The sequence below is a fragment of the Streptomyces sp. NPDC001415 genome, assembly GCF_053597395.1.
This window is the reverse complement of the sequence record NZ_JBSFIE010000006.1, coordinates 197,169-220,779: the sequence shown is the minus strand read 5'-3', so window position 1 is coordinate 220,779 and position 23,611 is coordinate 197,169. Positions and strand designations below refer to the sequence as shown.

Annotated in this window: 23 protein-coding genes, 1 tRNA gene and 2 pseudogenes; 17 read left to right on the top strand and 9 right to left on the bottom strand. The window is 69.0% G+C overall.

Translation table 11 applies throughout. The features are described 5' to 3' along the window. Window positions 1-28: 28 nt before the first annotated feature. Window positions 29-271: a hypothetical protein gene (locus ACWC2B_RS10575; protein ID WP_450716086.1), complete on the top strand. Its 243-nt coding sequence runs from the start codon at window positions 29-31 to the stop codon at window positions 269-271. Between the two features lie 207 nt (window positions 272-478). Here ACWC2B_RS10575 and ACWC2B_RS10570 read toward each other — a convergent pair whose 3' ends face one another. The 4 genes from ACWC2B_RS10570 to ACWC2B_RS10555 form a co-directional block, all read right to left on the bottom strand. Beyond that, window positions 479-1,192, bottom strand: a complete 714-nt coding sequence (locus ACWC2B_RS10570) for a hypothetical protein (RefSeq protein ID WP_450716085.1) — start codon at window positions 1,190-1,192, stop codon at window positions 479-481. Between the two features lie 7 nt (window positions 1,193-1,199). Next, window positions 1,200-1,808: an RNA polymerase sigma factor gene (locus ACWC2B_RS10565; protein ID WP_450716084.1), complete on the bottom strand. Its 609-nt coding sequence runs from the start codon at window positions 1,806-1,808 to the stop codon at window positions 1,200-1,202. After that, window positions 1,808-1,996, bottom strand: coding sequence for a hypothetical protein (locus ACWC2B_RS10560; protein ID WP_450716083.1), 189 nt, complete (start codon window positions 1,994-1,996; stop codon window positions 1,808-1,810). Before ACWC2B_RS10560 ends, ACWC2B_RS10565 begins: the two co-directional genes overlap by 1 nt. Window positions 1,997-2,594: 598 nt before the next feature. Beyond that, window positions 2,595-2,789, bottom strand: a complete 195-nt coding sequence (locus ACWC2B_RS10555; RefSeq protein WP_450716082.1) for a hypothetical protein — start codon at window positions 2,787-2,789, stop codon at window positions 2,595-2,597. A 294-nt stretch (window positions 2,790-3,083) separates the two neighbouring features. On the opposite strand from ACWC2B_RS10555, the gene ACWC2B_RS10550 reads away from it, so the two are divergent. Then, window positions 3,084-3,623, top strand: a complete 540-nt coding sequence (locus tag ACWC2B_RS10550) for a GNAT family N-acetyltransferase (RefSeq protein WP_450716081.1) — start codon at window positions 3,084-3,086, stop codon at window positions 3,621-3,623. A 565-nt stretch (window positions 3,624-4,188) separates the two neighbouring features. Here ACWC2B_RS10550 and ACWC2B_RS10545 read toward each other — a convergent pair. Together ACWC2B_RS10545 and ACWC2B_RS10540 are read right to left on the bottom strand one after the other, a co-directional pair. Further along, complete coding sequence (locus ACWC2B_RS10545) at window positions 4,189-4,311, bottom strand: hypothetical protein (protein WP_450716080.1); 123 nt, start codon at window positions 4,309-4,311, stop codon at window positions 4,189-4,191. 109 nt (window positions 4,312-4,420) lie between these two features. Further along, window positions 4,421-4,837: pseudogene (locus tag ACWC2B_RS10540) on the bottom strand (ATP-binding protein); the annotation flags it as partial. Here ACWC2B_RS10540 and ACWC2B_RS10535 point away from each other — a divergent pair. From ACWC2B_RS10535 to ACWC2B_RS10520, 4 genes are all read left to right on the top strand, one after another. After that, complete coding sequence (locus ACWC2B_RS10535; protein ID WP_450716218.1) at window positions 4,762-5,682, top strand: alpha/beta hydrolase; 921 nt, start codon at window positions 4,762-4,764, stop codon at window positions 5,680-5,682. The pseudogene ACWC2B_RS10540 and the gene ACWC2B_RS10535 overlap by 76 nt on opposite strands. A gap of 644 nt (window positions 5,683-6,326) precedes the next feature. Further along, complete coding sequence (locus ACWC2B_RS10530) at window positions 6,327-7,670, top strand: endonuclease domain-containing protein (RefSeq protein WP_450716079.1); 1,344 nt, start codon at window positions 6,327-6,329, stop codon at window positions 7,668-7,670. Between the two features lie 393 nt (window positions 7,671-8,063). Further along, on the top strand, window positions 8,064-8,303 hold the full coding sequence (locus ACWC2B_RS10525; protein WP_450716078.1) for a hypothetical protein: 240 nt from the start codon (window positions 8,064-8,066) through the stop codon (window positions 8,301-8,303). Window positions 8,304-8,312: 9 nt separating this feature from the next. After that, window positions 8,313-8,489, top strand: a complete 177-nt coding sequence (locus ACWC2B_RS10520; protein WP_450716077.1) for a hypothetical protein — start codon at window positions 8,313-8,315, stop codon at window positions 8,487-8,489. Window positions 8,490-8,918: 429 nt separating this feature from the next. Here the strand turns inward: ACWC2B_RS10520 and ACWC2B_RS10515 are convergent. Next, a pseudogene (locus ACWC2B_RS10515) lies at window positions 8,919-10,158 on the bottom strand (IS256 family transposase). A gap of 343 nt (window positions 10,159-10,501) precedes the next feature. Between ACWC2B_RS10515 and ACWC2B_RS10510 the strand changes: the two are divergent. The 9 genes from ACWC2B_RS10510 to ACWC2B_RS10470 all read left to right on the top strand — a co-directional run bounded on the left by ACWC2B_RS10510 (window position 10,502) and on the right by ACWC2B_RS10470 (window position 17,570). Beyond that, window positions 10,502-10,575 (top strand) — tRNA-Pro (locus tag ACWC2B_RS10510). Between the two features lie 321 nt (window positions 10,576-10,896). After that, window positions 10,897-12,219, top strand: a complete 1,323-nt coding sequence (pcaDC, locus tag ACWC2B_RS10505; protein ID WP_450716076.1) for a bifunctional 3-oxoadipate enol-lactonase/4-carboxymuconolactone decarboxylase PcaDC — start codon at window positions 10,897-10,899, stop codon at window positions 12,217-12,219. 50 nt (window positions 12,220-12,269) lie between these two features. Further along, window positions 12,270-12,902 (top strand): MBL fold metallo-hydrolase, encoded by a 633-nt coding sequence (locus ACWC2B_RS10500; protein ID WP_450716217.1) that lies wholly within the window; start codon window positions 12,270-12,272, stop codon window positions 12,900-12,902. Window positions 12,903-12,932: 30 nt separating this feature from the next. Continuing rightward, window positions 12,933-13,712, top strand: coding sequence for an exodeoxyribonuclease III (locus ACWC2B_RS10495; RefSeq protein ID WP_450716075.1), 780 nt, complete (start codon window positions 12,933-12,935; stop codon window positions 13,710-13,712). Between the two features lie 83 nt (window positions 13,713-13,795). Beyond that, a complete protein-coding gene (locus ACWC2B_RS10490) occupies window positions 13,796-14,230 on the top strand; it encodes a DUF6278 family protein (RefSeq protein WP_450716074.1) in 435 nt (144 codons plus the stop codon). Between the two features lie 151 nt (window positions 14,231-14,381). After that, the gene (locus ACWC2B_RS10485) at window positions 14,382-15,125 is read left to right on the top strand and encodes an amino acid ABC transporter ATP-binding protein (RefSeq protein ID WP_450716073.1); all 744 of its coding nucleotides are present in this window, start codon (window positions 14,382-14,384) and stop codon (window positions 15,123-15,125) included. Between the two features lie 18 nt (window positions 15,126-15,143). Further along, window positions 15,144-16,049, top strand: coding sequence for a glutamate ABC transporter substrate-binding protein (locus ACWC2B_RS10480; protein WP_450716072.1), 906 nt, complete (start codon window positions 15,144-15,146; stop codon window positions 16,047-16,049). A gap of 7 nt (window positions 16,050-16,056) precedes the next feature. After that, window positions 16,057-16,701: an amino acid ABC transporter permease gene (locus tag ACWC2B_RS10475; RefSeq protein ID WP_450716071.1), complete on the top strand. Its 645-nt coding sequence runs from the start codon at window positions 16,057-16,059 to the stop codon at window positions 16,699-16,701. After that, a complete protein-coding gene (locus tag ACWC2B_RS10470; RefSeq protein ID WP_450716070.1) occupies window positions 16,698-17,570 on the top strand; it encodes an amino acid ABC transporter permease in 873 nt (290 codons plus the stop codon). The genes ACWC2B_RS10475 and ACWC2B_RS10470 overlap by 4 nt, the downstream gene beginning before the upstream one ends. A gap of 36 nt (window positions 17,571-17,606) precedes the next feature. Here the strand turns inward: ACWC2B_RS10470 and ACWC2B_RS10465 are convergent, their stop codons facing one another. Next, window positions 17,607-19,217 (bottom strand): CocE/NonD family hydrolase, encoded by a 1,611-nt coding sequence (locus ACWC2B_RS10465; protein ID WP_450716069.1) that lies wholly within the window; start codon window positions 19,215-19,217, stop codon window positions 17,607-17,609. A gap of 111 nt (window positions 19,218-19,328) precedes the next feature. Continuing rightward, complete coding sequence (locus ACWC2B_RS10460) at window positions 19,329-20,561, bottom strand: L,D-transpeptidase (protein WP_450716068.1); 1,233 nt, start codon at window positions 20,559-20,561, stop codon at window positions 19,329-19,331. 224 nt (window positions 20,562-20,785) lie between these two features. Here ACWC2B_RS10460 and ACWC2B_RS10455 point away from each other — a divergent pair, with 224 nt between their 5' ends. Together ACWC2B_RS10455 and murJ are read left to right on the top strand one after the other, a co-directional pair. Continuing rightward, window positions 20,786-21,946: a lipid II:glycine glycyltransferase FemX gene (locus ACWC2B_RS10455; RefSeq protein WP_450716216.1), complete on the top strand. Its 1,161-nt coding sequence runs from the start codon at window positions 20,786-20,788 to the stop codon at window positions 21,944-21,946. After that, window positions 21,943-23,589 (top strand): murein biosynthesis integral membrane protein MurJ, encoded by a 1,647-nt coding sequence (murJ, locus tag ACWC2B_RS10450; RefSeq protein WP_450716067.1) that lies wholly within the window; start codon window positions 21,943-21,945, stop codon window positions 23,587-23,589. The genes ACWC2B_RS10455 and murJ overlap by 4 nt, the downstream gene beginning before the upstream one ends. Window positions 23,590-23,611 lie beyond the last annotated feature (22 nt).

Here is a 23,611-nt window from a genome sequence, read left to right as displayed (position 1 = left end):
GGCACCCAGGGTGGTGTTGTGAAGGTGTTTGGTTGCGCGGCTCGCCACCCCGGCCGGGCACGTGCTGCACCAGTTCCCCTGCACCGGGCAGCTCCTGTCCCGCAGTTCCGAGGGCTGGACGTCGGTCGCCCCCGACTGGAGGCCGGCCTGTGCGCCGCGGCCTGACGGCGAACTGGTGCCGCCCACCCAGGCCGCGGTGGACTTCCCCTTCGCCCCCATCGAGCTGGACCACCCCGACCCGTTCGGCGTCACCGTCGTGATGATGGAATAGGGCGGCTACCGCATCAGCCTGACCGAAGCGTTCGCCCGCTGAGCCGTCTGCATGGAACTTCGACGCCCGGGGATCCGGCTGTACTCACGATGCGGCGCGGCGCAAGAACTGGGCCCCGTCCTGCGCGGGTTCGACCTCGTCATCGACAGCTGACGCCGGCCGCGGCGCGGCCGACGGTGCCGGCTGGGGTGAGGGGCCGGTGCTTGGTCAGGGGGCGACGAGGTAAGCCCATTGGTCGGCCAGGTCGGGGCTGGGTTGCGGGATGGGGCCGACGTCGTCGAGGTGGCCGGTGTCGAGGTTCTCGACGGCGTCCTTGACGGCGTCGAGGACGGCGGTCCCCAGTACGGCGTGGTGGTCGCGGGGCAACTCGTAGTGGACGGTGATGCCCATCGGGGCGTCGGCGGCGGTGACGACCTCGTGCGGCACCGGCATGTACTGGTGCGGATGGCTCTGCAGCAGATCGAGCTGCTGAGCCCAGTACTGGGCGTCGCGCAGCTCACCGCGCCGCAGGTGCAGCAGATACAGGCACAGGGCGCTGGTGGCGATGCCGGCACCGGCAGCGAACTGCCACCAGAACTGGGCTCCCTCCTCCATGTCGGCCAGGAAGAGCAGGCAGGCGAAGGCCAGGGCGCCCCCCGGGTCGCGGGCGGTGTCGAAACGGGCGATACGCCGTGCGGCCTCCTGGTCGTGGATGATGCCCTGGCTCAGGGTCCGCAGATCACGGGCGGCCCGTTCGTGCAGCGCTGACGGGGCGTGCTGGTCCCGGACGGTGCCCGGGGCCGCCAGCAGTTGCATCCACCGGAACTCGCCCAGCTCCTGGGCGATCCGGCGCCGGGACGCCTCCCGGTCCCGGACGCTGTATTCCCCCTCGAAGACCCGCGCCCGGGTCAGGGCTTCCTCGATGCTGCGCTGTCGCCGCATCTGCCCATCACTCCTCATCGTCGGTGTCCTCATCGACGTCCAGTCTCAGGTCGGCGGCGAGCCGGCGTTTGGCGGTACGGCGGGTTGAGCGGACCGTGGCCTCGCAGATCCCCATCACCAGTGCGGTGGTCTTGGTGTCGAAGTCCAGGGCGAACTGGAGGACCATGACATCAAATTGACGTTCAGGGAGCCGTGACATCGCACCAAACAGGCCCAGGGTGTCTTCCAGTTCCGTAATCTGCTGACGGAACTGCACCCGGAAGCTGTCCAGGATGGGACCGGTGGCCGCGCGCACGGCGCGGGCGAACGCCAGGGTCTCCGCTGCCGCCGGGTCCTTGCCTTTTATCGTCAGCTCGGCCCAGACCCGTTCCTTCAGCAGCACCCAGGCGTAGGAGCCGATGTTCTCCTTCTTGGCCACCGTGCCCCACACCACGGCCAGGTAGATGAACGTTCCGTCTACCAGGTCGCGTGCGGCCTCGTCATCGCCCAGCTGGATACGGGTGTATTCCAGGTAGGGCTCGTGGTAAAGGGCGTGGAAGGCCCAGAACGCGGGCGGCATGGCGACACTCGGTTCGCGCGTCGCGAATTCCGCCGGATCCTGCGGAGGCTCGGTCATTACCGGTCCCCCTCGTCCAGCGGAGCGGCGCCGGGGCGAGCCGCCGGCGTCTGCTGCTCCATCAGAGTGGCCGCTCCGACGCGAACTCCGGCACCGAGCAGGCGCCGCAGCACCGACCGCACATCCGGCGCATACGAGCGCGCCGCGGCCGCCGAGGCCAGCAGAAGGCTGGCAACGTCGTACTTCACGATGGTTCGAGATCCTTTAGCGTTCGAGCAGCACGGCGTTGATTGCCATCCCCGCAGAACTCGCTGTGCCTGGAGCCTCGTTGCTCCTGGGAACAGGTAAGCGGGTGGGGCCCCCGAAACGTGCAGAGCTCTGACAACGACTTTTTAACGGACAGTAGTTTTCCGGTTGCAGCAAATCCCGGCCACGGGTTCACAGTTGGCTTCACCGTCACGCGCCACCGCGGCAGGCTCGCCACGCCACCGCCGCGACCTGGGCAGCGACAAAACAACGCCAACGGTCAACCAGTCTTTGCGCAAAGCGTCCCATTGTCGACGGAACTCGTAACGTGACCCAGATCACAACCCTGAAGCGGACCGGGTCCGCGACCGCGGGGCGAAGCGCACTGACGGGTACGAGTACTCCCTGCACGGCGTGATCCGGCGTGCGGCCGCTTCGAACTGCCGACGACCTGAAGTCGGCCGTCACGCTCACCGCCGTCCCAGGCGTACGCACTGGCGCCACACGATGTCGCGGTCCGATACCACGAACGCCTCCTCGAACCGGGCCCCTGGGGCGGGCAGTTGATCTGCTCCGCCCCAGTCTCCCCGGCGTTCCGCACTAGGCGCGGGGCACGTACAGGGCTGCGCTGTAGGACTCTCTGGTGGAGGTGGTGCCGTAGACGATGGTGCCGACGGTCACGGCGCGCCAGGCGATCTGCCGGCCAGCGGGCTGGCTCACGCACGTCGTCGCCGCCGTGGTCCACCGTGCCGGGGGCGGGCCGCTGTACTGGCGGGGGCTGGTGGCGCCCGTCATCCACCGACTGGAGCTACTCGTTGTAGAACTCCAAGTCGACGTCGCTGGCGCATGAATACGGGGCGTGCGGGGTGCAGCTGGAGATGCCGCCGGTCCCGGTGACCCGGGTTGATGGGAACCTTTGAAAATGGCTGGGGGGTGCTCCTCGCCCCATTTGCCTGGTCTTTGAACTGTCTGGGGGAGATGGGGAGTGGAGAGCGGCCCTTGGTCACCGCAACGGGTCTGCGGTGCCCCGTTGGCTTGATCGGTCCGCGAGCCTTGATGGTTGCCGAGCCTGCTGATTGGTTGGTTGGCATGACTGAACTCGGACCCGTCGCCTGGCCGCCTGCCCCGATCAAGGCTGAGCGGCTCGTGCTGCGAGAGTCTGAGGCCCGGGACCGTGCAGCGTTTATCGAGCTGCTGGCGTCGCCAGAGGTGCACGCCTATCTGGGCGGCCCCCGGTCGCGGGGGGAGCTGGAGCGTGAGATGCCTGGGGTGCCCGAGCGGTGGCCGGGGAGTTTCGTCGTTGATCTCGACGGGGCGATGATCGGCCAGATCCTGCTCAGGAGGGCAACGGAGCATCTTCGCCCGGCTGTTGTGGGGAAGGTTGATCTCGGCTATCTGTTCCTGCCGCAGGCGTGGGGGTTGGGGTATGCCGCCGAGGCGTGCGCGGCGGCACTCGATTGGCTCGGCGGTGTCCTTCCCGGCGAGCCGGTGGTGCTCGCCACCCAGGCCGCCAACGTCGGTTCGATGCGTCTCGCGGCAAAGCTGGGGTTCACCGAGGTAGAGCGGTTCCAAGCTTGGGATGCCGAGCAGTGGCTCGGCATGCGGTCCCCGGTCGTGCCGTCTGCTTGAACTCGTGGACGAAGCCGCGTTGTGGGCCCGTCGACCGTCAGGTCGGCGGGCCCAGTGATCGGTGACGGTCAGCCGGAGCTCACTGGGGGCGTCTGAGTGGGGCGATGTCGGTGACGGGGCTGGTGTTCGTGGGGCGGGCGGCTTCTGGGGTGGCGAGCAGGGCGACGATCGTGACGGGCTGGTCGCAGTGGGGACAGTTCCGGACGGCTGTCGGTGCCAGTGGGTCGATGGGTCCGGGGGCTGTCGGCTGCGGGGTGGGCGGTAGTGCTCGGGGGTGTTCGCCGAGGCGTCGTGCTCGTTCTTCGTCGCGGGTCCGGTTGCGTTGCCTTTCCGACTCGCGACGGCATTCGGGCGAGCAGTAGATCTGGCGGAGTCGGGGGTTGGCGGTGAAGGTGCCCTCGTAGACCGCGCAGGTGTGGGCGACCAGAGCGGCGGGAGTGTGTCGGTGGGCGGCGCTCTTGCAGCGGGGAGAGCAGTAGATCTGTCTCGGGCCTGGCATGAACTCGCCTCGCAGGCCGGGCAGTTGGCGGGTCTGGGGGTGAGGTGATCGTTGTTGTGAGTGGGGTCAGGAGACACGGGCGGTGACTCCCTTGCGCATGGCGTCGGCCTGGTTTTGGTGGCCGCGGAGCCGGTAGGAGGGTCCGTCGATGCCCGCGACGGCAGCCCGGTGCAGGAGCCGGTCGAGCATGGCGGCAGCGACGGTGGCGTCGCCGAAGGCTCCGGCCCAGTCGGTGATCCCGACGGGTCGTCAGGATCGTGCTGGACTTGGGATACGTCTGGTTGGTCGCCTGGAACAGGGCGGAGGCGCCGTCCTCGGGCAGCGGCAGGCAGCCGAGCTCGTCGATGATCAAAAGCTTCGGACCTGCGAAGAAGCACATGCAGGTCTTCCAGCGGCCTTCGAGGGCGGCCTTGTGGCACTTGGCGGCGAGTTCGGCGGCGGTGGTGAAGTAGACGCGGTGGCCCGCGTCGACGGCCGCTCGTCCCGGCCCTGCTGCGCGATCGGCAAGGTGTTGAAAACCGGATGATGCGAAAGGAGCAGGGGCGCTAGCGTGCGCGCATGGATCTTGAACCTGGAAAGGCCGTGCCCGCCGTTCCCGTTCCTCTCGATGCCGAACTTCAGGTCGCTTATGACGCCTACCTGGCGGAGGAACCGGACTTGGCGCCGATGAGCCTGGAGAAGCTGTCGGTGATCCGCGGGGAGCCCGACGCCGCAGTGGCGGCGCTTGAGGACCTCAGCCATGGCGGGCGCTTCACCGTCTTCCAGCCTTCGGCGCCCGGCCTGGACGGCGCCCCCGAGATCCCGCTACTGGTGTGCACACCCTCCGGCGCGCCCGCATCGCGGCCGGCGCTCTACTTCATGCACGGCGGCGGCTTCTACGGTGGCGATCACCGCACCGGGCTCGACCAGATGCTTGAGACGGCCGAGCGGTTCGGGGCCACGCTGATCTCGGTCGGCTACCGGCTCGCGCCCGAGCACCCCTACCCCGCCCAGATCAACGACGCTTACGCCGGTCTACTGTGGGTCGCCGACCACGCGGACGAGCTCGGCATCGACTCGGAGCGCATCGTCGTCACAGGCTTCAGCGCCGGCGGCACCCTCAGCGCCGCGCTCGCTCTGACCGTGCGCGACAAGGGCGGTCCCCGCCTGCTCGGCCAGCTGCTGATCGCCCCGCTGCTCGACGACCGCAACGACAGTGCCTCGGCCCTGCAGATGGACGACGTCGAACTCTTCGACCGCAGCCGCAACCGGTTCGCCTGGAGCTCGCTGCTCGGCGACGTCCAGAGCGGAGCTGACGTGCCGCAGTACGCTGCGCCCGCCCGCGCCACCGACCTGGCCGGCCTGCCGCCCACATTCCTCGACGTCGGCTCCGCCGAGTGCCTGCGCGATGAGGTCCTCGCCTACGCCGACCGGATCTGGCAGGCCGGCGGCGAAGCCGAGCTGCACGTGTGGCCCGGCGGAATCCACGGTTTCGACCGGAAAGCCCCCGAGGCGCGGATCAGCAAGGCCGCTGTCGCGGCACGCCGCAACTGGCTGGAGCACCTTCTCGCCACCAACTGACGGTCTCCTCCGGCGGTAGTCGGTCGCGGGATGGACAACGTGCCGGCCAGGCGTCCCGTAGCAACGAGGTCGAGAACCTCGCGACCGAACTCAGGCGGATAGCTGCATGCCACGGAGCCCTTCAAAGGTTCTGGACCAACACGTGTCCAGCATCCCGGCTCCGTCACACCCCGAGCGCATTGGACAGCCCCGGACGAGACGTTGTGGAGTTCACGTGGCAACTGCTCCCAGCTGCGATGCTTTGATCTTCGACAAGTCGGATCATCACGGCTCAGGGAGCACTTCTGCGTCCCGACATCAAGATCCGGACTTGCCCGGTGAACGCGTCAGGTTAATGCTGCTCTGGTCCGCATCGTGCTGACGCGACTGCGGTGGGACCCGAGGACCCAGGCGTACTACGAGAGACGGGTTACGGAAGGCAAAACCCGGCGGGAGAGCATCCGTTGCCTGAAACGGTACGTGACCCGGGAGGTCTAACCGTTTTGCACAGGAGCAGGATCAGCTCCCGGAGTGCCCGGAAACAGCCCTGGCCCAATGGACCGGATCAGCTGTCAGTTCTTCTTCAGCTCCTCGGAGAGCGGCACCGCCGGGCTGGCCGAGCGCCTGGGATCCGTTGCCGCGTTGAGGGCCGTTAGCCTGTCGGTATGTCAGAGCGTGTCATGCCCGGTTGCACGAACGGCCTGATCATCCTGGGTGCCGCGGACGCTCTGTGGGTCGATTTGACGGCCGGCAGTGCTGTGCCGACGGCTTCTGGGGCATTCACTTGCTCTCCTGCCCGTGCCGGGGCGGGGTACGTCCTGCTCGGCGGCGGTGTGGTGTCGACGGTGAAGGCGGGCGGCGGTCGGTGGGGTGTTGTGGAGGCTGACGTGCGCCGGACGGCCGCGGAATTGAACGCGGTGGGGGTGGACCGGCAGGACCTGGTCCGCATCGGCCCCTTTCGCGGGGTTCCGCGGCAGGAGCACGACGAGGATGCGCGGCTGCGTTGGCGTCGGCGCATCACGCGGGAACTGCAGGAGCCGGGCGGCCCCGAGCGGACGGCACGACGTGACGACGGCCGGCCGTACCACCTGGCGGGGATCGACTGGCGACAGATACTCGTGGAGCAGACCCCCGACGGGACGCGGCGGACGTGGTGGCTGCCGCGCTCTGTGGTCCGGCTGCTGGATGCGGCCGAGCACGCCGAAACGCAGTGGGTGCAAGCCGCACAGAGGCGCCAGGCGGGTGCAGCTGTCTCCGGCCCGCCCCGTCCCCGGCTGGACCCGGACGCCGACGGGCGCAGTGCGACGACGGGCCCCCAGGGCCGGGCCGCCGCACTGCGCCCGTACGACAAGGAGCTGGAGGGTCAGTTGTACTCGGTGCTCAGCCGGAAGCCCGGTACTGCCGGCAGGGTGGCCGGGTGGGCGTGCGCCGTCTGCCGCACCGCGCCCGCGACCGTGCTCGACCACTGCCACGAACACGGCTACGTCCGCGCTCCCGTCTGCCAGTCCTGCAACACACAAGAACGTCCCGACCACCTGTACAGCAACGACGTCCGCGTGGCCGGCCGCTACACCCGCCTCTTCGACACTGACGCGGTCGCCTGGCTCCGCCACTGGCACCGCTGTCCGGGCTGCCGCGCCCGCACCACCCTGCCCCTGCCGCACCTCGCCGCATGGACCGCCCACACAGCCTGCCGATCGCTGCGCCCGACCCATCGCGCGCCCGGCGGACGCAAGCCCTGCGGTGTTCTGAGGGTGTCCTGGACGGGCAGTCAGCAGGCGCCCCGTTCCTGCCTGCTCACGGTCGCCGTCGACTTCTGCCCCGCCGGCGAGCACCGCGTCCTGGCACAAGTCCCCTACCGCGAAGCCGCCGAGCGGTTCCGCATCTGGCTGGCCGAGACAGCCCCTGCCGTGGCCGCCGCGGCCGGCCCCGATCGCGTGGACGACCTCCCCGCCCAGGTCCGGCCCGTCATCGTAGACACCAGCAGCGGGGGACAGGCTCTGTTCTGAGCACGCATGGGAACCCTCGATAACTCAGGGGCGCCTTGTAGCCCTTGGCCGCCGACAGGGTCACCCTCTATCAGTTCCGCCCAACTGTTCCTTGAGCTGTCCTGAGCGGTGTCGATCCGGCCCGACTCCTTGCCTTGGGTCTTCTTCATCGGGCACCGGGCCGACCTCGCCGTTGCGCGACGGCCGGTGCAGGTGGGGAAATCGCGATCCGGCCAAGTCAGTAGCAAGGCCACATGGGCCACCGTTACCGAACCAGTCTTCCCTGTCGGTTCGGCCGATCGGCAGAGTCTCGGACGTCTCCTTCCACGGGGCCGGTGCCGGCGCGTGGTTCCAGTGGGAGACCTCCCAGGGATGCAGCGGGTCATTCGGCTCGCAGAAGCTCCAGACCCAGATGTGGCGCAGCTCCTGGAGCGGGCCGCACGGCTACAACAACTGGCACGGCACGGGATCGACCGCGAACAGCTTCATCGACTAATCGACTACGGGTGGTCGACGGACTGCAACGGCGGCGGCGGCACCTACACCTACTACCTTGTGATGCAGGGCTACGCCAGCGGGATCGGCTGGGGCCCGAAGACCCGCTCCGACAACGATCTGCGCAAGGGATGCGGGACCAGGGCTCCGAACCGGTAGGAGAGTCGCATGGTCGAACAACTCCCCAAGCGGTACTCGCCCGATGGCACGCCACTGGGGCGCAGCGCGGACAACCTCTCGTTCGGCAACAGCTACTCCACTGAAACCCCACGCGCCCGCAGCCTGTGGTGGCGGATTCGGGACGTACTGCACCGGCCGGTGAAGAACAGCAAGCAGCACAACTAACTATCCGCGCACCGAACGCATGGGCGCCTCTGCCCGCAGGAAGCCGCCGCGGGCAGAGGCGCCCCCGGAGCGCTTCCTCCGGATACCGGCCAGACGCAGCGTCGGCTCGGTACGGACCCGGAGGACCGCACCGCTCTGTGTACGTGGTGAAGCTCGCCGATCATCGGCCGGCGTTACAGCAGTTGCTTCGGACCCTGAAGCGCCGTGAACATCTTCGCCTCTCCGTCGCACCGCTGGCTCGACCCGCTCGCCGCCTCTTGCGGGCACGGGGTGGGACCGGCCCACGCCCGCCCGGGCAATGATCCCGCGCCGAACCCGTCGAGTCTGAGAGCCGGCGGCCCGCTGGTCGGCCGGATCCGCCTCCATGGGGCATCGCTGGGAGCCGCTGCTCATCGCGCCGGGTCGTGTCCCTGGTCGTGGTGTTGGGGATCAACTGGTGGGCGTGTTCGGGGTGTTGGGTAGCGCGGGGGCGCTTTCGGGGAGTTCGCGGTAGATCTCGCTCATGCTGCCTTCGGGGAGGTAGCGGCGGGGGAAGGCGATCCATTCGTCGTGCATCTCGAAGAGCACGGCGGTGACCAGCCGGATGAGCGCGTCGTCGTTGGGGAAGACCTGGACGACGTCGATCCTGCGCTTGATCTCGCGGTTCACCCGTTCCAGCGGGTTCGTGGACTGGATCTTCTTCCAGTGCCGGGGTGGGAAGTCCGCGAACGCGGTCAGATCCTCCTTCGCTTCCAACAGCATGGCTTTGACCTTGGGGGAACTGGGCGCCGAGCATGTCGGCGACGGTGTCCAGCTGAGTGCGCACGAGGCCGGCAGTGGGCTGGGTGAAGATGGTGCGGATCGTCGCGGCGACCATCTCGCCGGAGTCCCGGTCGATCACGCTGAAGACGTTGCGCAGGAAATGGACCCTGCACCGCTGCCAGGCGGCGCCGAGCATGACCTTGCGGACCGCGGCGACCAGCCCGGCGTGCTGGTCGGTGACGACCAGGCGGACGCCGGACAGGCCGCGCTCCCGCAGGGAGCACAGGAACTCCTTCCAGAACGCCTCGCTCTCGCTGTCCCCGACCATCAGGCCCAGGACCTCACGGTTGCCGTCCTCGGTGATGCCGGTAGCGACCACCACCGCCCGGGAGACGATCTGGTGGTTCACCCGCGCCTTGCAGTAGGTCGCGTCCAGGTAGACGTAGGGGAAGCGGACGTGATCCAGCGGGCGGGTGCGGAATGCGGTCAGCGGCTCGTCCAGCGCCGCGCAGATCCGCGAGACCTCCGACTTGGAGATGCCGCTGTCCCCGCCGAGGGCTTTGACCAGGTCATCGACGCTGCGGGTGGAGACGCCGTGCACGTATGCCTCCATGATCACGGCGTAGAGGGCCTGGTCGATCCGGCGCCGGCGTTCCAGCAGCGAGGGAAAGAAGCTGCCGGTGCGGACCTTGGGGATCTCCAGGTCCAGATCGCCGGCCAGCGTGGTCAGCACTTTCTCGCGGTGCCCGTTGCGGATGTTGGTCCGCGTCGGCGTGTGCTCGTTCCACTCCGCGCCGATGTGGGCACTCGCCTCGGCCTCGATCAGCTCCTGCACCATCCGCTCGGCAATCGCGCGGACGAGCTCGATTCCGTCCGTCGAGCGTAGTGACTCAAGCAGCCGTATCAGTTCAGACTGGGACAGGGCCATCGTGCACTCCTCGTGGTTGAACTGGGCGTTCACCAAGGAGAGTTACGCGGTGGCCCGCCTCCTGTTCAGGGAGCGGTACGCACCCGTGGAAGTGCGCCCCGGGTAGACGCCCGCGCACTCCCAGCCGCTGATCCCGTACACCACGAAGAGGGACACCATCTCGCGCCGGGCAGATCGCCCAGGGTTTCGGTGGGTTCGGCTGTCTCCTGCGGCCGGTCGAGGACCTTCCGGTCGTTCCCGAACGTGTCCCCGGGCCGCCCAAGACCTCAACAAAGCATCGGTTACACGCTGGTAAGGTCTTCATGCACGAACGGCCGGGGGAAACCCCAGGTCGGATGGGCATCGGGACGTGGCGCAGCTTGGTAGCGCACTTGACTGGGGGTCAAGGGGTCGCAGGTTCAAATCCTGTCGTCCCGACTTGTAAGAGTCGCAGGTCAGGGCCGGTTTTCGGAGGAATCCGAAAACCGGCCCTGACCATTCCTGGGGGCCATCCGAAGGCCGGCGTCCTTGACTCGGGTCATCCCAGTCTCCAGGTGTCCACGATCAGATCAAGGGGAAGCTTCATTCCCGACCATCTCCTCGCCCGCTGGGCAGGACATACCGATGTGAGGACCACGAAGCGCTGGTATGTGAAGCCGGACGTGGAAGACCTCCGCTCGGCGGCGGATGTCTGGAGTGGTCTGACCGGTGCCCCGACCCCTGTCGTGAGAGAAATGTGAGACGTGGGAGCGTGGTCGGGTGAGTGAGACGACTGCGAATACCCTGCAATACCGCGTTGACGGGCCAGAAGACGCTCCGGTCCTGGTTCTGGGCCCCTCCCTGGGTACCACATGGCACATGTGGGACCGCCAGATACCCGAGCTGGCCGGTACCTGGCGGGTCATCCGCTTCGACCTGCCCGGGCACGGTGGCGCCCCCGCTGAGCCGGCCCACTCCGTCGCCGAGCTCGGGGACCGGCTGGTCGCCACTCTCGACGCGCTCGGCGTCCAGCGTTTCGGCTACGCCGGCTGCTCCATCGGCGGGGCGATCGGCGCCGACCTCGCGCTGCGTCACCCGCACCGGGTCGCCTCGCTGGCTCTGGTCGCGGCCTCCGCCCGGTTCGGCACCGCCGACGAGTTCCGTCAGCGCGGTGTGATCGTCCGCGCCAACGGCATGGACCCGATGGCCCGCTCCGCGCCCGAGCGCTGGTTCACCGCCGCGTACGCCGCCGCTCAGCCCGCGATCGTGGAATGGGCCGTGCAGATGGTCCGCACCACCGATCCCGCCTGCTACATCGCGGCCTGCGAGGCGCTCGCCGCCTTCGACATCCGCGCCGAGCTCGGCCGCATCACTGCCCCCACGCTCGCCCTGGTCGGCGCCGAGGACCGGGTGACCGGGCCCGGCGACGCGCGCATCCTGGTCGCGGGTATACCCGGCGCCGGCCTCGCCGTGGTGCCGGGTGCGTCCCACCTGGCGCCGGTCGAGCAGCCGGCCGCCGTCACCGACCTCCTCGTACGCCACTTCTCCACGGCCTGGCAGGCTGTGCCCGATTCGACCACGGGGCTCACCGCGATTCCGGCGTCGCCGGTCCTGCCCGTGCCGGTGGCCCCGATCGCGGCCGAAGCTCTGGTCGAGGAGGCGGCTCCCGCCCATGCTCCAGCCCCCGCTTTCGCCCCCGCTCCCGTCGAGCCGCCCGCGAATTCGGACGCGTACGAACTCGGCATGAAGATCCGGCGCGAGGTCCTCGGCGACGCCCATGTGGACGCCGAGACGGCCGGCGCCGACGCGTTCGGCGCCGACTTCGACGAGCTCACCACCCGCCACGCCTGGGGCGAGGTGTGGGCGCGGGACGGCCTCGACCGGCGGACCCGGGCCGCGGTGGCGCTCGCCGCGCTCACGACGGGCGGCCACCTCGACGACCTCGCGGCCCACACGCGGGCCGCGCTGCGCGCCGGGCTCAGCCCCGACGAGATCAAGGAAGTGCTGCTCCAGACCGGCGTGTACTGCGGCGTTCCCGCGGCGAACGCCGCGTTCCGCGTCGTCGGCGCGGTCATCCGGGAGGAGACGACGCCCCGCGGATGACCTGATTCCACGCCCCCGCGCGGCGCCGGGAGCAGGATGGAGGCATGAACATGAAGTTGACCAAGAAGACCCACGCCTGCGTCCAGCTGGAGAAGGACGGACGGACCCTTGTCATCGATCCGGGTACGTTCAGCGAGAGCGACGCGGCGCTCGGTGCCGACGCCGTCCTGGTCACTCACGAGCACCTCGACCACTTCAACGAGGAGCGGCTGCGGACCGGCCTCGAATCCAACCCCGCCGCCGAGATCTGGACCCTGCGCAGTGTCGCGGAGAAGATCTCGGCGGCCTTCCCCGGCCGCGTCCACACGGTCGGCCACGGTGACGCCTTCAGCGCGGCCGGCTTCGACATCCAGGTGCACGGAGAACTGCACGCGGTGATCCACCCGGACATCCCGCGCATCACCAACATCGGCTTCCTGGTGGACGGTTCGGTCTTCCACCCCGGCGACGCGCTCACCGTCCCCGACCACGCCGTGGACACCCTGATGCTTCCGGTGATGGCTCCCTGGAACAAGATCTCCGAGGTCATCGACTACGTGCGCGAGGTCAGGCCGCGCCGCGCCATCGACATTCACGACGCCCTGCTCACCGACCTCGCCCGGCCCATCTACGACTCACAGATCGGCGGCCTCGGCGGCGCCGACCACGCCCGTCTGACGCCCGGGGACTCGACGCAGCTGTGAGTGTCAGAGCCGGGCGGTAGGTTGGGATCCATGCGCATCGCCACCTGGAACGTCAACTCGATCACCGCTCGGCTGCCCCGCCTGCTGGCCTGGCTGGAGAGCACCGGCACGGACGTGCTGTGCATCCAGGAGACCAAGACCACCGCCGAGGGCTTCCCCGCCGCCCAGCTGCGTGAGCTCGGCTACGAGTCCGCGGTCAATGCCACCGGCCGGTGGAACGGGGTGGCCCTGGTCTCCCGCGTCGGCCTCGACGACATCGTGCTCGGGCTGCCCGGCGGCCCCGACTACGAGGGGACGCAGGAGCCGCGCGCGATCTCGGCGACCTGCGGCGGCGTCCGCCTCTGGTCGGTGTACGTGCCCAACGGCCGCGAGGTCGAGCACGACCACTACGCGTACAAGCTGACCTGGTTCGAGGCCCTCAAGGCGGCCGTCGCCGAGGACGCGGCGGGGCAGCGCCCCTTCGCGGTGCTCGGCGACTTCAACGTGGCCCCGACCGACGAGGACGTCTTCGACCCGGCGGTCTTCGAGGGCCTCACCCATGTCACCCCCGCCGAGCGGGCCGCGCTCGCCGCGCTGCGCGAGGCGGGCCTGTCCGACGTGGTGCCCCGCCCGCTCAAGTACGACCGTCCCTACACGTACTGGGACTACCGCCAGCTCGCGTTCCCCAAGAACCGGGGCATGCGCATCGACCTGGTCTACGGGAACGAGCCGTTCGCCAAGGCCGTCAAGGACAGCTACGTGGACCGCGAGGAGCGCAAGGGCAAGGGCGCCTCCGACCACGCGCCCGTCGTCGTGGACCTGGAGCTCTGAGGGCCTCGCGGTCACCCCGGCGTTGACGTGGCACCCCGCGTGCCTTGTAGTGCAACTGAGCCTCCGATGGGAGTCTGGATCGTATGAACTTCCTCCAGAACTGGCGAAAGCGGCACACAACGGCGCCCGGGGTGGCCGTCTACGGGGCCGTCAGGGAAGACCCGGAGGGCGTCGCGGAGCTGCTGTCGGAGTGCGAGCTGCTCCGGGCGAGAGCCTGGCAGGACAAGCTCGAACTCGACGACTCGCCGATGTCGTTGGAGGCGCTCGACCAGCTGCCGCCGCGCTGGCGCGAGGACCCGGAGGAGCTGCCCTGGCTGGGCAATGACGCCGGTCTGTATCTGGGCACCGTCATCGTGCGCACCGTCCCGGGAGCGAGCTGGGACGTGTGGCCCAGCGGCCAGCCGGTGGTGCGGCTCGCCTCCGGCCGCGAGATCGACGTCGTGGACGCGGGCCTGACCTGGGCCGCGACCGGCGCTCCCGAACTGTTCCAGGTGTACGCCGAGGCCTCGGAGGCCTGACCGGCCCCGCAGCGGAGCACCCCGGCACTCCTCGGACCGCCATGGTCAAAATACGGTTTATGCCCTATTCGTGCGTGTCGGGATGAAGTCCCTTACCGGGCTGGATAGTTTGCGCTGACCTCGACACCGCGATGAGTGGGCAGGACAGCGTATGGCCGTCGATCCGTTGATCGAGCTGCGTGACGTCAACAAGTACTACGGGAAGTTGCACGTCCTCCAGGGCATCAACCTCACCGTCGGGCGCGGGGAGGTGGTGGTGGTCATCGGGCCGTCCGGCTCGGGCAAGTCGACGCTCTGCCGGACGATGAACCGCCTTGAGACGATCGAGTCCGGCTCGATCGCCATCGACGGCAGACCCCTTCCGGAGGAGGGCAAGGGCCTCGCCCAGCTCCGCGCCGAAGTGGGCATGGTCTTCCAGTCGTTCAACCTCTTCGCGCACAAGACCGTCCTCGCCAATGTCTCGCTGGCCCAGATCAAGGTCCGGGGCCGCAAGAAGGAGGACGCCGACCGGCGTTCCCACGAGCTCCTCGACCGGGTCGGTCTCGCTTCCCAGGCGGAGAAGCTCCCCGCCCAGCTCTCCGGCGGCCAGCAGCAGCGCGTGGCCATCGCGCGCGCCCTGGCCATGGACCCCAAGGTCATGCTCTTCGACGAGCCCACCTCGGCGCTCGACCCGGAGATGATCAACGAGGTGCTCGAAGTCATGCAGCAGCTCGCCCGCGACGGCATGACCATGGTCGTCGTCACCCACGAGATGGGCTTCGCCCGCTCCGCCGCCAACCGCGTCGTGTTCATGGCGGACGGCCGCATCGTCGAGGACCGCACCCCCGACGACTTCTTCACCAACCCGCAGAGCGACCGGGCCAAGGACTTCCTCTCCAAGATCCTCAAGCACTGAGCGGGGGTGTACGCAACGATGATGGCCAAACGACGCGCGCTCGCCGCCCTGTTCCTGGCCCTGGCCGTGGCCGGCTGCGGCAAGTCGGGCAGCCCGCCGGTGAAGGGCCCGAAGGGCGAACTGCTGCCGCACTACGCGGTGGCCAAGGGCGTCAGCTTCCCCGACTCCTCGGTGTGGCGCCGGGCGAAGAGCCGCGGCCACCTGATCGTCGGCGCCAAGGAGGACCAGCCCTACCTCGGTGAGAAGGACCCGGCCACCGGCGTCTACACCGGGTTCGACATCGAGATCGCCAAGATGATGTCCGCGTCCCTCGGCTTCGACCCCAAGACCATCGAGTTCAAGACGATCGCCTCGGCGAACCGCGAGACCGCCCTGCAGAACGGCCAGATCGACTACTACGTCGGCACGTACACCATCAACGACAAGCGCAAGAAGCTGGTCGGCTTCGCGGGCCCGTACTACATGGCCGGCCAGGGCCTGCTGGTCCGCAAGGATGAGAAGGACCTCACCGCGCCCCAGGACTTCGCCGGCAAGCGCGTCTGCTCGGCCGCCGGGTCCACCCCCTTCCAACGGATGCAGAAGGACTACCCGAAGGTCGACATGGTCGCCTACGACACGTACTCCGTGTGCGTGGACAACCTGCTCACCTTCCAGGTCGCCGCCGTCACCACCGACGACACCATCCTGAGCGGCTACGCGGCCAAGGTGCCCGACGAACTCAAGGTCGTCGGCAAGCCGTTCTCCAAGGAGCCGTACGGCGTGGGCGTGCCCAGGAGCGACAACACGCTGCGGTTCGCGCTCGACGACGCCATCGAGACCCACGAGAAGAACGGCGACTGGAAGAAGGCGTACGCCGCGACGCTGGGCCTTTCCGGGCGCCCCGCGGCCCCCGCCCCGCCCATCGACCGCTACCCGGCGAGCTGAGGCCGCAATGGACGTACTCACCAAGAACTTCTCGCTGTACGGCAAGGGCTTCCTCGGCACCGTCGAACTGACCGTCTACGCCTCGGCCCTGGCGCTCGTGCTCGGCTTCGTCATGGCGTCCTGCCGGGTCTCGCCGGTCGGCTCGTTCCGGGCGCTCGGCACGGTGTGGGTGACCGTGCTGCGCAACACCCCGCTGACGCTGTTGTTCTTCGCCGTACTGCTCGGCCTGCCGCGCTTCGGCCTTGTGCTGCCCTTCCAGCTCTTCGCGGTGATCGCGCTCGGCTGCTACACCTCGTCGTTCATCTGCGAGGCGCTGCGCTCCGGCATCAACACCGTGCCCAAGGGGCAGGGCGAGGCGGCCAGAAGCCTCGGGATGACCTTCGGGCAGACCCTGTCCACGGTGGTTCTTCCGCAGGCCTTCAGGTCCGTGATCCCGCCGATCGGCTCCACCTTGATCGCACTCGCGAAGAACTCCGCGATCGCCGGGGCGTTCAGCGTCACCGAACTCCTCGGAACGTACAAGACGTTGAGCGAGCGCGGCTACGACATCATCTGGACCTTCGTCTGGATCGCGATCGGCTACCTGATCATCACCCTCTTCATCAGCGCCGTCTTCAACATCCTCGAAAAGCGCTGGGGAGTCGCCCGATGACCGCCCAACTGGCCACGGAATCCACCGCCCTCTACGACATTCCCGGGCCCAGGACCCAGCAGCGGCACCTGGTCTACGGCGTCATCTCGACGATTCTGATCCTCGGCCTGGTCGGCTGGATCGTCTATCTCCTCTTCGACACCAACCAGTTCACGTCCGCGAAGTGGACGCCGTTCGAGTACAAGGGCATCCAGGAGCTGCTGCTGCGCGGGCTCGGCAACACACTGCGGGCCTTCGCGTTCGCCTCGGTGCTCTCGATCGCGCTCGGCGCGGTGCTCGCCACCGGGCGGCTCTCGGACCACCGGCCGCTTCGCTGGATCGCGACCCTGCTCGTCGAGTTCTTCCGCGCGATGCCCGTCCTCGTGATGATCTTCTTCATCTTCGTGGCGCTGAAGGTGCAGCCGCTGCCCGCCCTGGTGGCCGGGCTCACGCTCTACAACGGCTCGGTGCTCGCCGAGGTCTTCAGAACCGGCGTCAACTCCGTGGAACGCGGCCAGAAGGAGGCGGCATTCTCACTCGGCATGGGCAAGACGCAGGTCATGACGTACGTGCTGGTCCCGCAGGGAATCCGGGCGATGCTGCCGACCATCATCAGCCAACTGGTGGTCGCCCTGAAGGACACCTCGCTCGGCTACCTGATCACCTACGAGGAGTTCCTGCACGCGGGGAAGCTCATCGCGTCGAATCTCGACTACGATTTGCCGTTCATCCCCGTGGTGATGGTGATCTCGCCGATCTACATCGGGATGTGCATGCTGCTTTCCTGGTTCGCCACCTGGATGGCCAGGAGACAGAAGCGCAATCCCAAGACGGAGGCCGTGGACGTCGCACCGGCTGAACCAGGGACGCTGCTGCCGGGTGTGCAGTAGCTGAGGGGCAAGAATCCACTCGGCAGCAGCCGGTGATCACTTCTCGCGGAGAGGGACCGTCAGATGAGACGGGTCTGACGCGGGCGAGGAGAAGGTCAGCTGCGCGCCGAGCGGGTTGTGCTCGATGTAGAGCGGGTCGACGGTGTCCACCACCAGTGCCAGATGATGGCCGGCCGGAACGTCGTACGACGTGGAGAAGAGCTCCAGGTCGACGGGGAACGGCTTGCCGGGCGTCTGTCCGTGGAAGGTGTACGGGGCGTTGCTGACCAGCTTGCCGAGGCCGAGCGGGCCCACGTCGTAGAGGTATGCGACGAGGGTGCCGCTCTCCTTGGTTGAGGTGAGCGTGGTGTGCAGCCTGGACGTTCCCCGGATTCTGCGGTCCTCGCCGTACGTCCCCGACTGCCACACCGCCGCGAACGAGCGCGGCAGCAGCGGGATCGACGCCATCGGCGGCAGCTTCGCGAACTGGTCCAGGATGCTGGACAGGAAGATGATCCCGCCGTCGGCGCCCGAGTCGACGTTCGCCCAGATCTTCTGCGTGCCGGTCAGCGCCAGGTCCTCCTTGGCCGCGCCGACCGCCTGCCAGCTGGGATAGCCCTCGTAGGAGCCGTCGGTGCGCGACTTGAGCTGGACCGGCTGCTCCTTGTCGATGCCGTTGGCGCGGCCCTTGAGGTAGTGGTCGAACCAGCGGTGGGCGTCCGTCCACACGTCGTTGGGCAGCCCGAGCAGGCCGGTCGCCTCGGCGGTGGCGTGGTCGCCGGGGCGGAATTCGAGGCGCTTGGGGCCGGTCAGCTTGGTGAAGAAGTCGGCGTACTGGTTGGGCGGGAAGAGGCTGTCGCCCCAGGCGTTGCCCAGCATGAGGGCGGCGCCGTTCTTGTTGATCTGGTCCAGGTAGGTCGCGGGGGAGCGCTTCTTTCCCCAGTCGATCATGTCCTGTTCCTTGGACAGGTCGGAGCCGAGGAACTCCTTGAGGATCTGGTTCAGTTCGGCGCTCGGACGGCCGGTGATCTGGCCCGCGGCGCCCAGCATGGCCGCGGCCTGGAGGTGCTGGGTGCGGCCGCTGTAGATGGACTGGATGAGGTCGGCCCAGCCGCTCATCGCCACAACTGCCTTGATCCGCTTGTCGTGTCCGGCCGCGAGCAGGCTGATGCCCGCGCCGTACGAGACGCCGCCCATGCCGATCCGCGCGGGGTCGGAGGGGGTGTGGGCGAGCGCCCAGTCGATGACGGAGGAGGCGTCGGCGACGTCCGGCGGGCCGGCGACCTCGATGTTTCCGCCCGAGAGCCAGAAGCCGCGCGAGGTGTAGCTGACCACGGTGTAGCCCGCGTCGGCGAGCTTCTGGGCCTGCGCGAGGTACTCGATCTGCGGCATGCCCCAGCTGGTGGGGAAGACGATCAGCGGGTACCTGTCGCCGGCCCTGGCCCCGGCCGGTGTGAACACATTGCCCTTGAGGGTGATCCCGCCGGAGCCGGGGATGTCGTAGAACTTCAGGCTGCTACTGCCCGCCGGGGCGGTGGCCGCGGCTCTCGCCGGGGCCGCCTCGGCCGCGGGGGCGAGGCCGAAGGCGGCGCCCGCGAACAGGGCCGCGGCGGTGAGGGCCGCGGCCGTGGTCCTGGACGGCCGGCCGGACAGGTGGTGGGGGGCCATGAATCGCTCCTCGCTCGCGCCGGTGCAAAGTGACCCGACGGTAACCGCGAGGGCTTACCTGGGGTAACTGGTCGGTAAGTTACGCGAGGGTAACGATTATTGGACGGGCTGTCAGTTACTGGTGGTGCCGGCGTTTCCGGCGTTGCCCGTGAGCGCGCTCTTGGCCTTCCAGGCGTCGTACGTCAGGTTCCACTCGCCATAGCCGTTGTTGAGGGCCTGGGTGCCCTTGGCGTCGTCGCCGGTGATCTCGAAGGGGTCGCCGATCTGCACGGAGTCGTACACGAACTTGGCGTCGGCGTCGCTCATGCCGATGCAGCCGGAGCTCTTGTTCGCGGAGCCGAAGTACGCGTGGTTCCATGGCGCCGCGTGCGCGTACATCCCCGACCAGGTGAGCCGCATCGAGTAGTCGACCATCTTGTTGTACGAGTCGCCGAGGCCGACGGTCTCCGAGTTCATGTTGATCGTCCCCTCCTTCGCCATCAGGACGGTCTTGCCGCGCCAGGACCCCTTGTCGCCGCCGGGGGTGCCCGCCGACATCGCGATGTCCTTCACCAACTGGCCGTCGCGGAACAGCTTGAGGCGGTGGTTGTCGAGGTCGACCTTGACGAGCTGGTCCTTGCCGACGGTGAAGCCGGTCTTGTAGTCCTTCGTGAACCAGCCGCCCGAGGGGCCCGAGTCCACGCCGTTGAGGTTGGCCTCCAGGGTCACCTTGGTGCCGGGCTTCCAGTAGTCCTTGGGGCGCCAGTCGACGCGGGACTTGCCCGAGTAGTCCTCCATCCAGCCCCAGGAACCCTCGGTGTTGTTGGAGGTGGTCACCTTCAGCTGCTTCTCGACCTCGGCCTTGTTCTTCACCGGGTGGTCGAACACGATCGAGAGCGGCTGGCCGACGCCGACCGTGGAGTCCTTGCCGGGCGACAGGGCCAGCTTGTTCTCCTTGTCGGGCGCCGCGGTCGCGAAGTCGGCCTTGGCCGTGCCGCCCTTGTCGTCCTTGGCTTCGACGCTGTACGAGGTGCCCGGCGCGGCGACGCGGTCCGAGGTCCAGGTCTTCCCGTCGGCGGACATCTTCCCGTCGAGCTTGCCGCCCTTGGCGTCGGCGACCGTGACGCTCTGCAGCTTGCCGTCGGCGAGCGTCACCTTCACGGGCTCGCCCGCCTTCGCCTGCTTGCCCGTCAGGTTCACCGAAATCTCGGTCTTCTTCTCGGACTTGAGGTCGGACTTCGCGCCACCGGACGAGGAGTCGCCGCCCCCGCAGGCGGTCAGCGCCGCGGCGAGAACCGCCGTTCCGGCTATGGCGGCGAGGCGGACCGGGCGGCGGCGCAGGGTGTGACGTCGTATGCGGCTCAACTGGAAAACCTCCGTTGCAAATGCTTTTCCGTAGGTGAGAGTCACCAGCTGGACTTTAGGTTGCGGGACGGGCCGAGAAACTCGGAATTCGTTGTGTGACGAGGGCCGCAGCACCATGGTCATGGTCCCGTCACATTCGTAGTGCATGGCCGTCACGGACCGCTGTGAGCATCCTGTGCATCCCCGACGGGCCGACGGCGGGGCGCAGTTGGGAGGCCATGGACGTGTCCGCACTGCTGGTGACCGGTGACCGCGATCAGGACGCGGAGGTCCGCGGCCTCACCGCCGCCCAGTACCGCTCCTTTCTCGCCGGCCGCGCCGACGTCAGCTTTCTGCAATGCCCCTCCTGGGCCGAGGTGAAGGACCAATGGTTCGCGGAAAGGGTCGGATGGTCCCTTGACAACGGTGAATTGGCCGGGGTCGCCCAGGTCCTCTACCGGCAATTCCCCGGCACCCGGAAATACTTCGCCTATCTTCCGGAGGGGCCGGTCGCCGACTGGGCCGACCCCGGGGTGGACCGCTGGCTCGGGCCGTTGCTGCGCCACCTTCGCCGGGCGGGCGCCTTCGCGGTACGGATCGGACCCACGCCCGCCTACCGCCGCTGGGACGCCGCCCGCCTGAAGGCCGCCACGGGAACGGGCCGCAGGGTCGGCGACGTACTGGCCACCGAGGTCGACCCGCTCGGCTCCGCCGTCGCGGAACGGCTGCGGGCCCGCGGCTGGAAGCGGTGCGGCGGCGACGACGGCGGCGACGCCGACGCCCAGCCGCGCCACGTCTTCAGGCTGCCCCTGGCCGGCCGCAGCACCGACGAGCTGTGGGCCGGGCTCAACCAGGAATGGCGGCGCAACGTACGCACCGCCGGCAAGGCCGGGGTGCGGATCGTCGCCGGGGGAGCCCAGGACCTCCCCGAGTTCTACCGGCTGCTGAGGATCACCGAGGAGCGCGACGGATTCCGCCTCGGCCGGTCCCTCGCGTACTACGAGCGCCAGTACGCGGCGCTCAACGCCGAGCAGCCCGGCCGCATGCGGCTCTGCCTCGCCGTGCACCAGGGTGAGGTGCTCGCCGCGCACACCATGATCACGGTCGGCCGGCGGGTCTGGTACCAGACCGGCGCCTCCGCCGACCACCGCCGCGAGGTCCGCCCCAGCAACGCGCTCCAGTGGCAGATGATCCAGGACGCCCGGGCGCTCGGCGCCGAGGTGTACGACATGCGCGGGGTACCCTCCACTCTTGATCCGCGGGACCGGCCCTTCGGCCTCCTGCGCTGGAAACTCGGCACCGGAGGCCAGGTCGTCGAGACGCTGGGGGAGTGGGAGACATCCATGGGCGGGACCACCAACAACGCCTTGTACCGCGCCTTCCAGGCGTACCTGGCCCGCCGGTGACCGAGATCGCCACGCAACCCGTAGACCAGGGTTCCAAGAGTTCCGGCCTGCTGCGCAGCAGCGCCCTGATGGCGGCGGGCTCCATCGTCTCGCGCGCGACCGGATTCGTACGCTCCGCGGTGATCGCGGCCGCGCTCGGCGTCGGGCTGCTCGGCGACGGCTACGCGGTCGCCAACAACGTCCCCAACATCCTCTACATGCTCCTCATCGGCGGCACCCTCAACGCGGTCTTCGTGCCCGAGCTGGTGCGCGCCGCCAAGGAGCACGCCGACGGGGGCGCCGCCTACACCGACCGGCTGATGACCGCCTGCACCACCGCGCTGGTCGTCGTCACCGCGCTCGCGGTGTTCGCCGCGCCCTGGATCGTGGGTGCCTACACCGACTACTCCGGCGCCCAGGCCGACCTCACGATCGCCCTGGCCCGCTACTGCCTTCCGCAGATCCTCTTCTACGGCCTGTTCACCCTGTTCGGCCAGGTCCTCAACGCGCGCGGCCGGTTCGGCGCCATGATGTGGACCCCGGTGCTCAACAACCTTGTCGTCATAGGGGTGTTCGGGCTCTACCTCGCACTGGCCGCGGGCGGCGGGGGCACGCTGAGCGCGGGCGACACCCGGCTGCTCGGCTGGGGCACCACCGCCGGCATCGCCGTCCAGGCCCTCGCCCTGATCCCCTCCCTGCGCTCGGCCGGATTCCGCTGGCGGCCCCGGTTCGACTGGCGCGGCAGCGGACTCGGCCGGCCGCTGAGGTCGGCGGGCTGGGCCGTGCTGCTCGTCGTCTCCAACCAGCTCGCGTACTGGGTGGTGACCCGGCTCGCCACCACCGCCGGCGCCGAGGCGGTGGCCGAGGGCGTCGTCGGGGGAGCGGGATACACCCCGTACACCAATGCGTACGTGCTCTGGATGGTGCCGCACGGCATCGTCACCGTGTCCCTGGTCACCGCGCTCATGCCGCGGATGAGCCGGGCCTCGGCCGACGGCGACCTCGCGCGGGTGCGCGCGGACCTCTCGTACGGGCTGCGGACCTGTGCCGCGATGATCGTCCCCGCGGCCTGCGCGCTGTTCGCGCTCGCGCCCTGGATCCTCGGCTCGGTCTACGAGTACGGCAGGACGGGCGCCGGCGACATCACGGTGATGGCGGGCATGCTCATGGCGTTCGCACCCGGCCTGATCGCGCTGTCGGGCCAGTACGTCCTGTCCCGCGGCTTCTACGCGCTCGGCGACACCCGCACCCCGTTCCTGCTCAACCTCGTCATCGCCGGGACGAACGCGGGCCTCACCGCCGTCGCCTACCTGGTGCTGCCCGCGCGCTGGGCGGTGACCGGGATCGCCGGGGCCTACACGGTGGCGCTCTTCGCGGGGCTCGCGGTCACCGCGTACACCCTCAACCGCAGGCTCGGCGGCGGCCCGCTGCTCCGCTCCCCGGCGCTGCTCGCGCACCTGAAGCTGCTCCTGGGGTGTGCGCCATCGGCGGCGCTCGGCTACGCGGCGGCCCGCGCGGCCGAGCCGCTCGGCAGCGTCGCGGCGGCGGGCGCCGGAGCCGTGACGCTCGTCGTCGCCCTCGCCCTGCTGGCCCGGCCGCTCGGCCTCACCGACATCAACGCCATGATCGCCAAGGCGCGCGGCGGCCGGCGCCGAACCCGGTGACGGGACAAAAGAGACGGTTGGG

Excerpts from the sequence above, each read along its gene's own strand:
- ACWC2B_RS10545 (WP_450716080.1), bottom strand. The coding sequence starts at position 4,311 with ATGCTCGACCGGCTCCTGCACCGGGCTGCCGTCGCGGGCATCGACGGA.
- ACWC2B_RS10485 (WP_450716073.1), top strand. The coding sequence starts at position 14,382 with ATGGCCGTCGATCCGTTGATCGAGCTGCGTGACGTCAACAAGTACTAC.
- ACWC2B_RS10550 (WP_450716081.1), top strand. The coding sequence starts at position 3,084 with ATGACTGAACTCGGACCCGTCGCCTGGCCGCCTGCCCCGATCAAGGCT.
- ACWC2B_RS10500 (WP_450716217.1), top strand. The coding sequence starts at position 12,270 with ATGAAGTTGACCAAGAAGACCCACGCCTGCGTCCAGCTGGAGAAGGAC.
- ACWC2B_RS10465 (WP_450716069.1), bottom strand. The coding sequence starts at position 19,217 with ATGGCCCCCCACCACCTGTCCGGCCGGCCGTCCAGGACCACGGCCGCG.
- ACWC2B_RS10555 (WP_450716082.1), bottom strand. The coding sequence starts at position 2,789 with ATGACGGGCGCCACCAGCCCCCGCCAGTACAGCGGCCCGCCCCCGGCA.
- ACWC2B_RS10570 (WP_450716085.1), bottom strand. The coding sequence starts at position 1,192 with ATGCGGCGACAGCGCAGCATCGAGGAAGCCCTGACCCGGGCGCGGGTC.
- ACWC2B_RS10565 (WP_450716084.1), bottom strand. The coding sequence starts at position 1,808 with ATGACCGAGCCTCCGCAGGATCCGGCGGAATTCGCGACGCGCGAACCG.
- ACWC2B_RS10495 (WP_450716075.1), top strand. The coding sequence starts at position 12,933 with ATGCGCATCGCCACCTGGAACGTCAACTCGATCACCGCTCGGCTGCCC.
- ACWC2B_RS10480 (WP_450716072.1), top strand. The coding sequence starts at position 15,144 with ATGATGGCCAAACGACGCGCGCTCGCCGCCCTGTTCCTGGCCCTGGCC.
- ACWC2B_RS10490 (WP_450716074.1), top strand. The coding sequence starts at position 13,796 with ATGAACTTCCTCCAGAACTGGCGAAAGCGGCACACAACGGCGCCCGGG.
- ACWC2B_RS10470 (WP_450716070.1), top strand. The coding sequence starts at position 16,698 with ATGACCGCCCAACTGGCCACGGAATCCACCGCCCTCTACGACATTCCC.
- ACWC2B_RS10475 (WP_450716071.1), top strand. The coding sequence starts at position 16,057 with ATGGACGTACTCACCAAGAACTTCTCGCTGTACGGCAAGGGCTTCCTC.
- ACWC2B_RS10520 (WP_450716077.1), top strand. The coding sequence starts at position 8,313 with ATGGTCGAACAACTCCCCAAGCGGTACTCGCCCGATGGCACGCCACTG.
- ACWC2B_RS10530 (WP_450716079.1), top strand. The coding sequence starts at position 6,327 with ATGTCAGAGCGTGTCATGCCCGGTTGCACGAACGGCCTGATCATCCTG.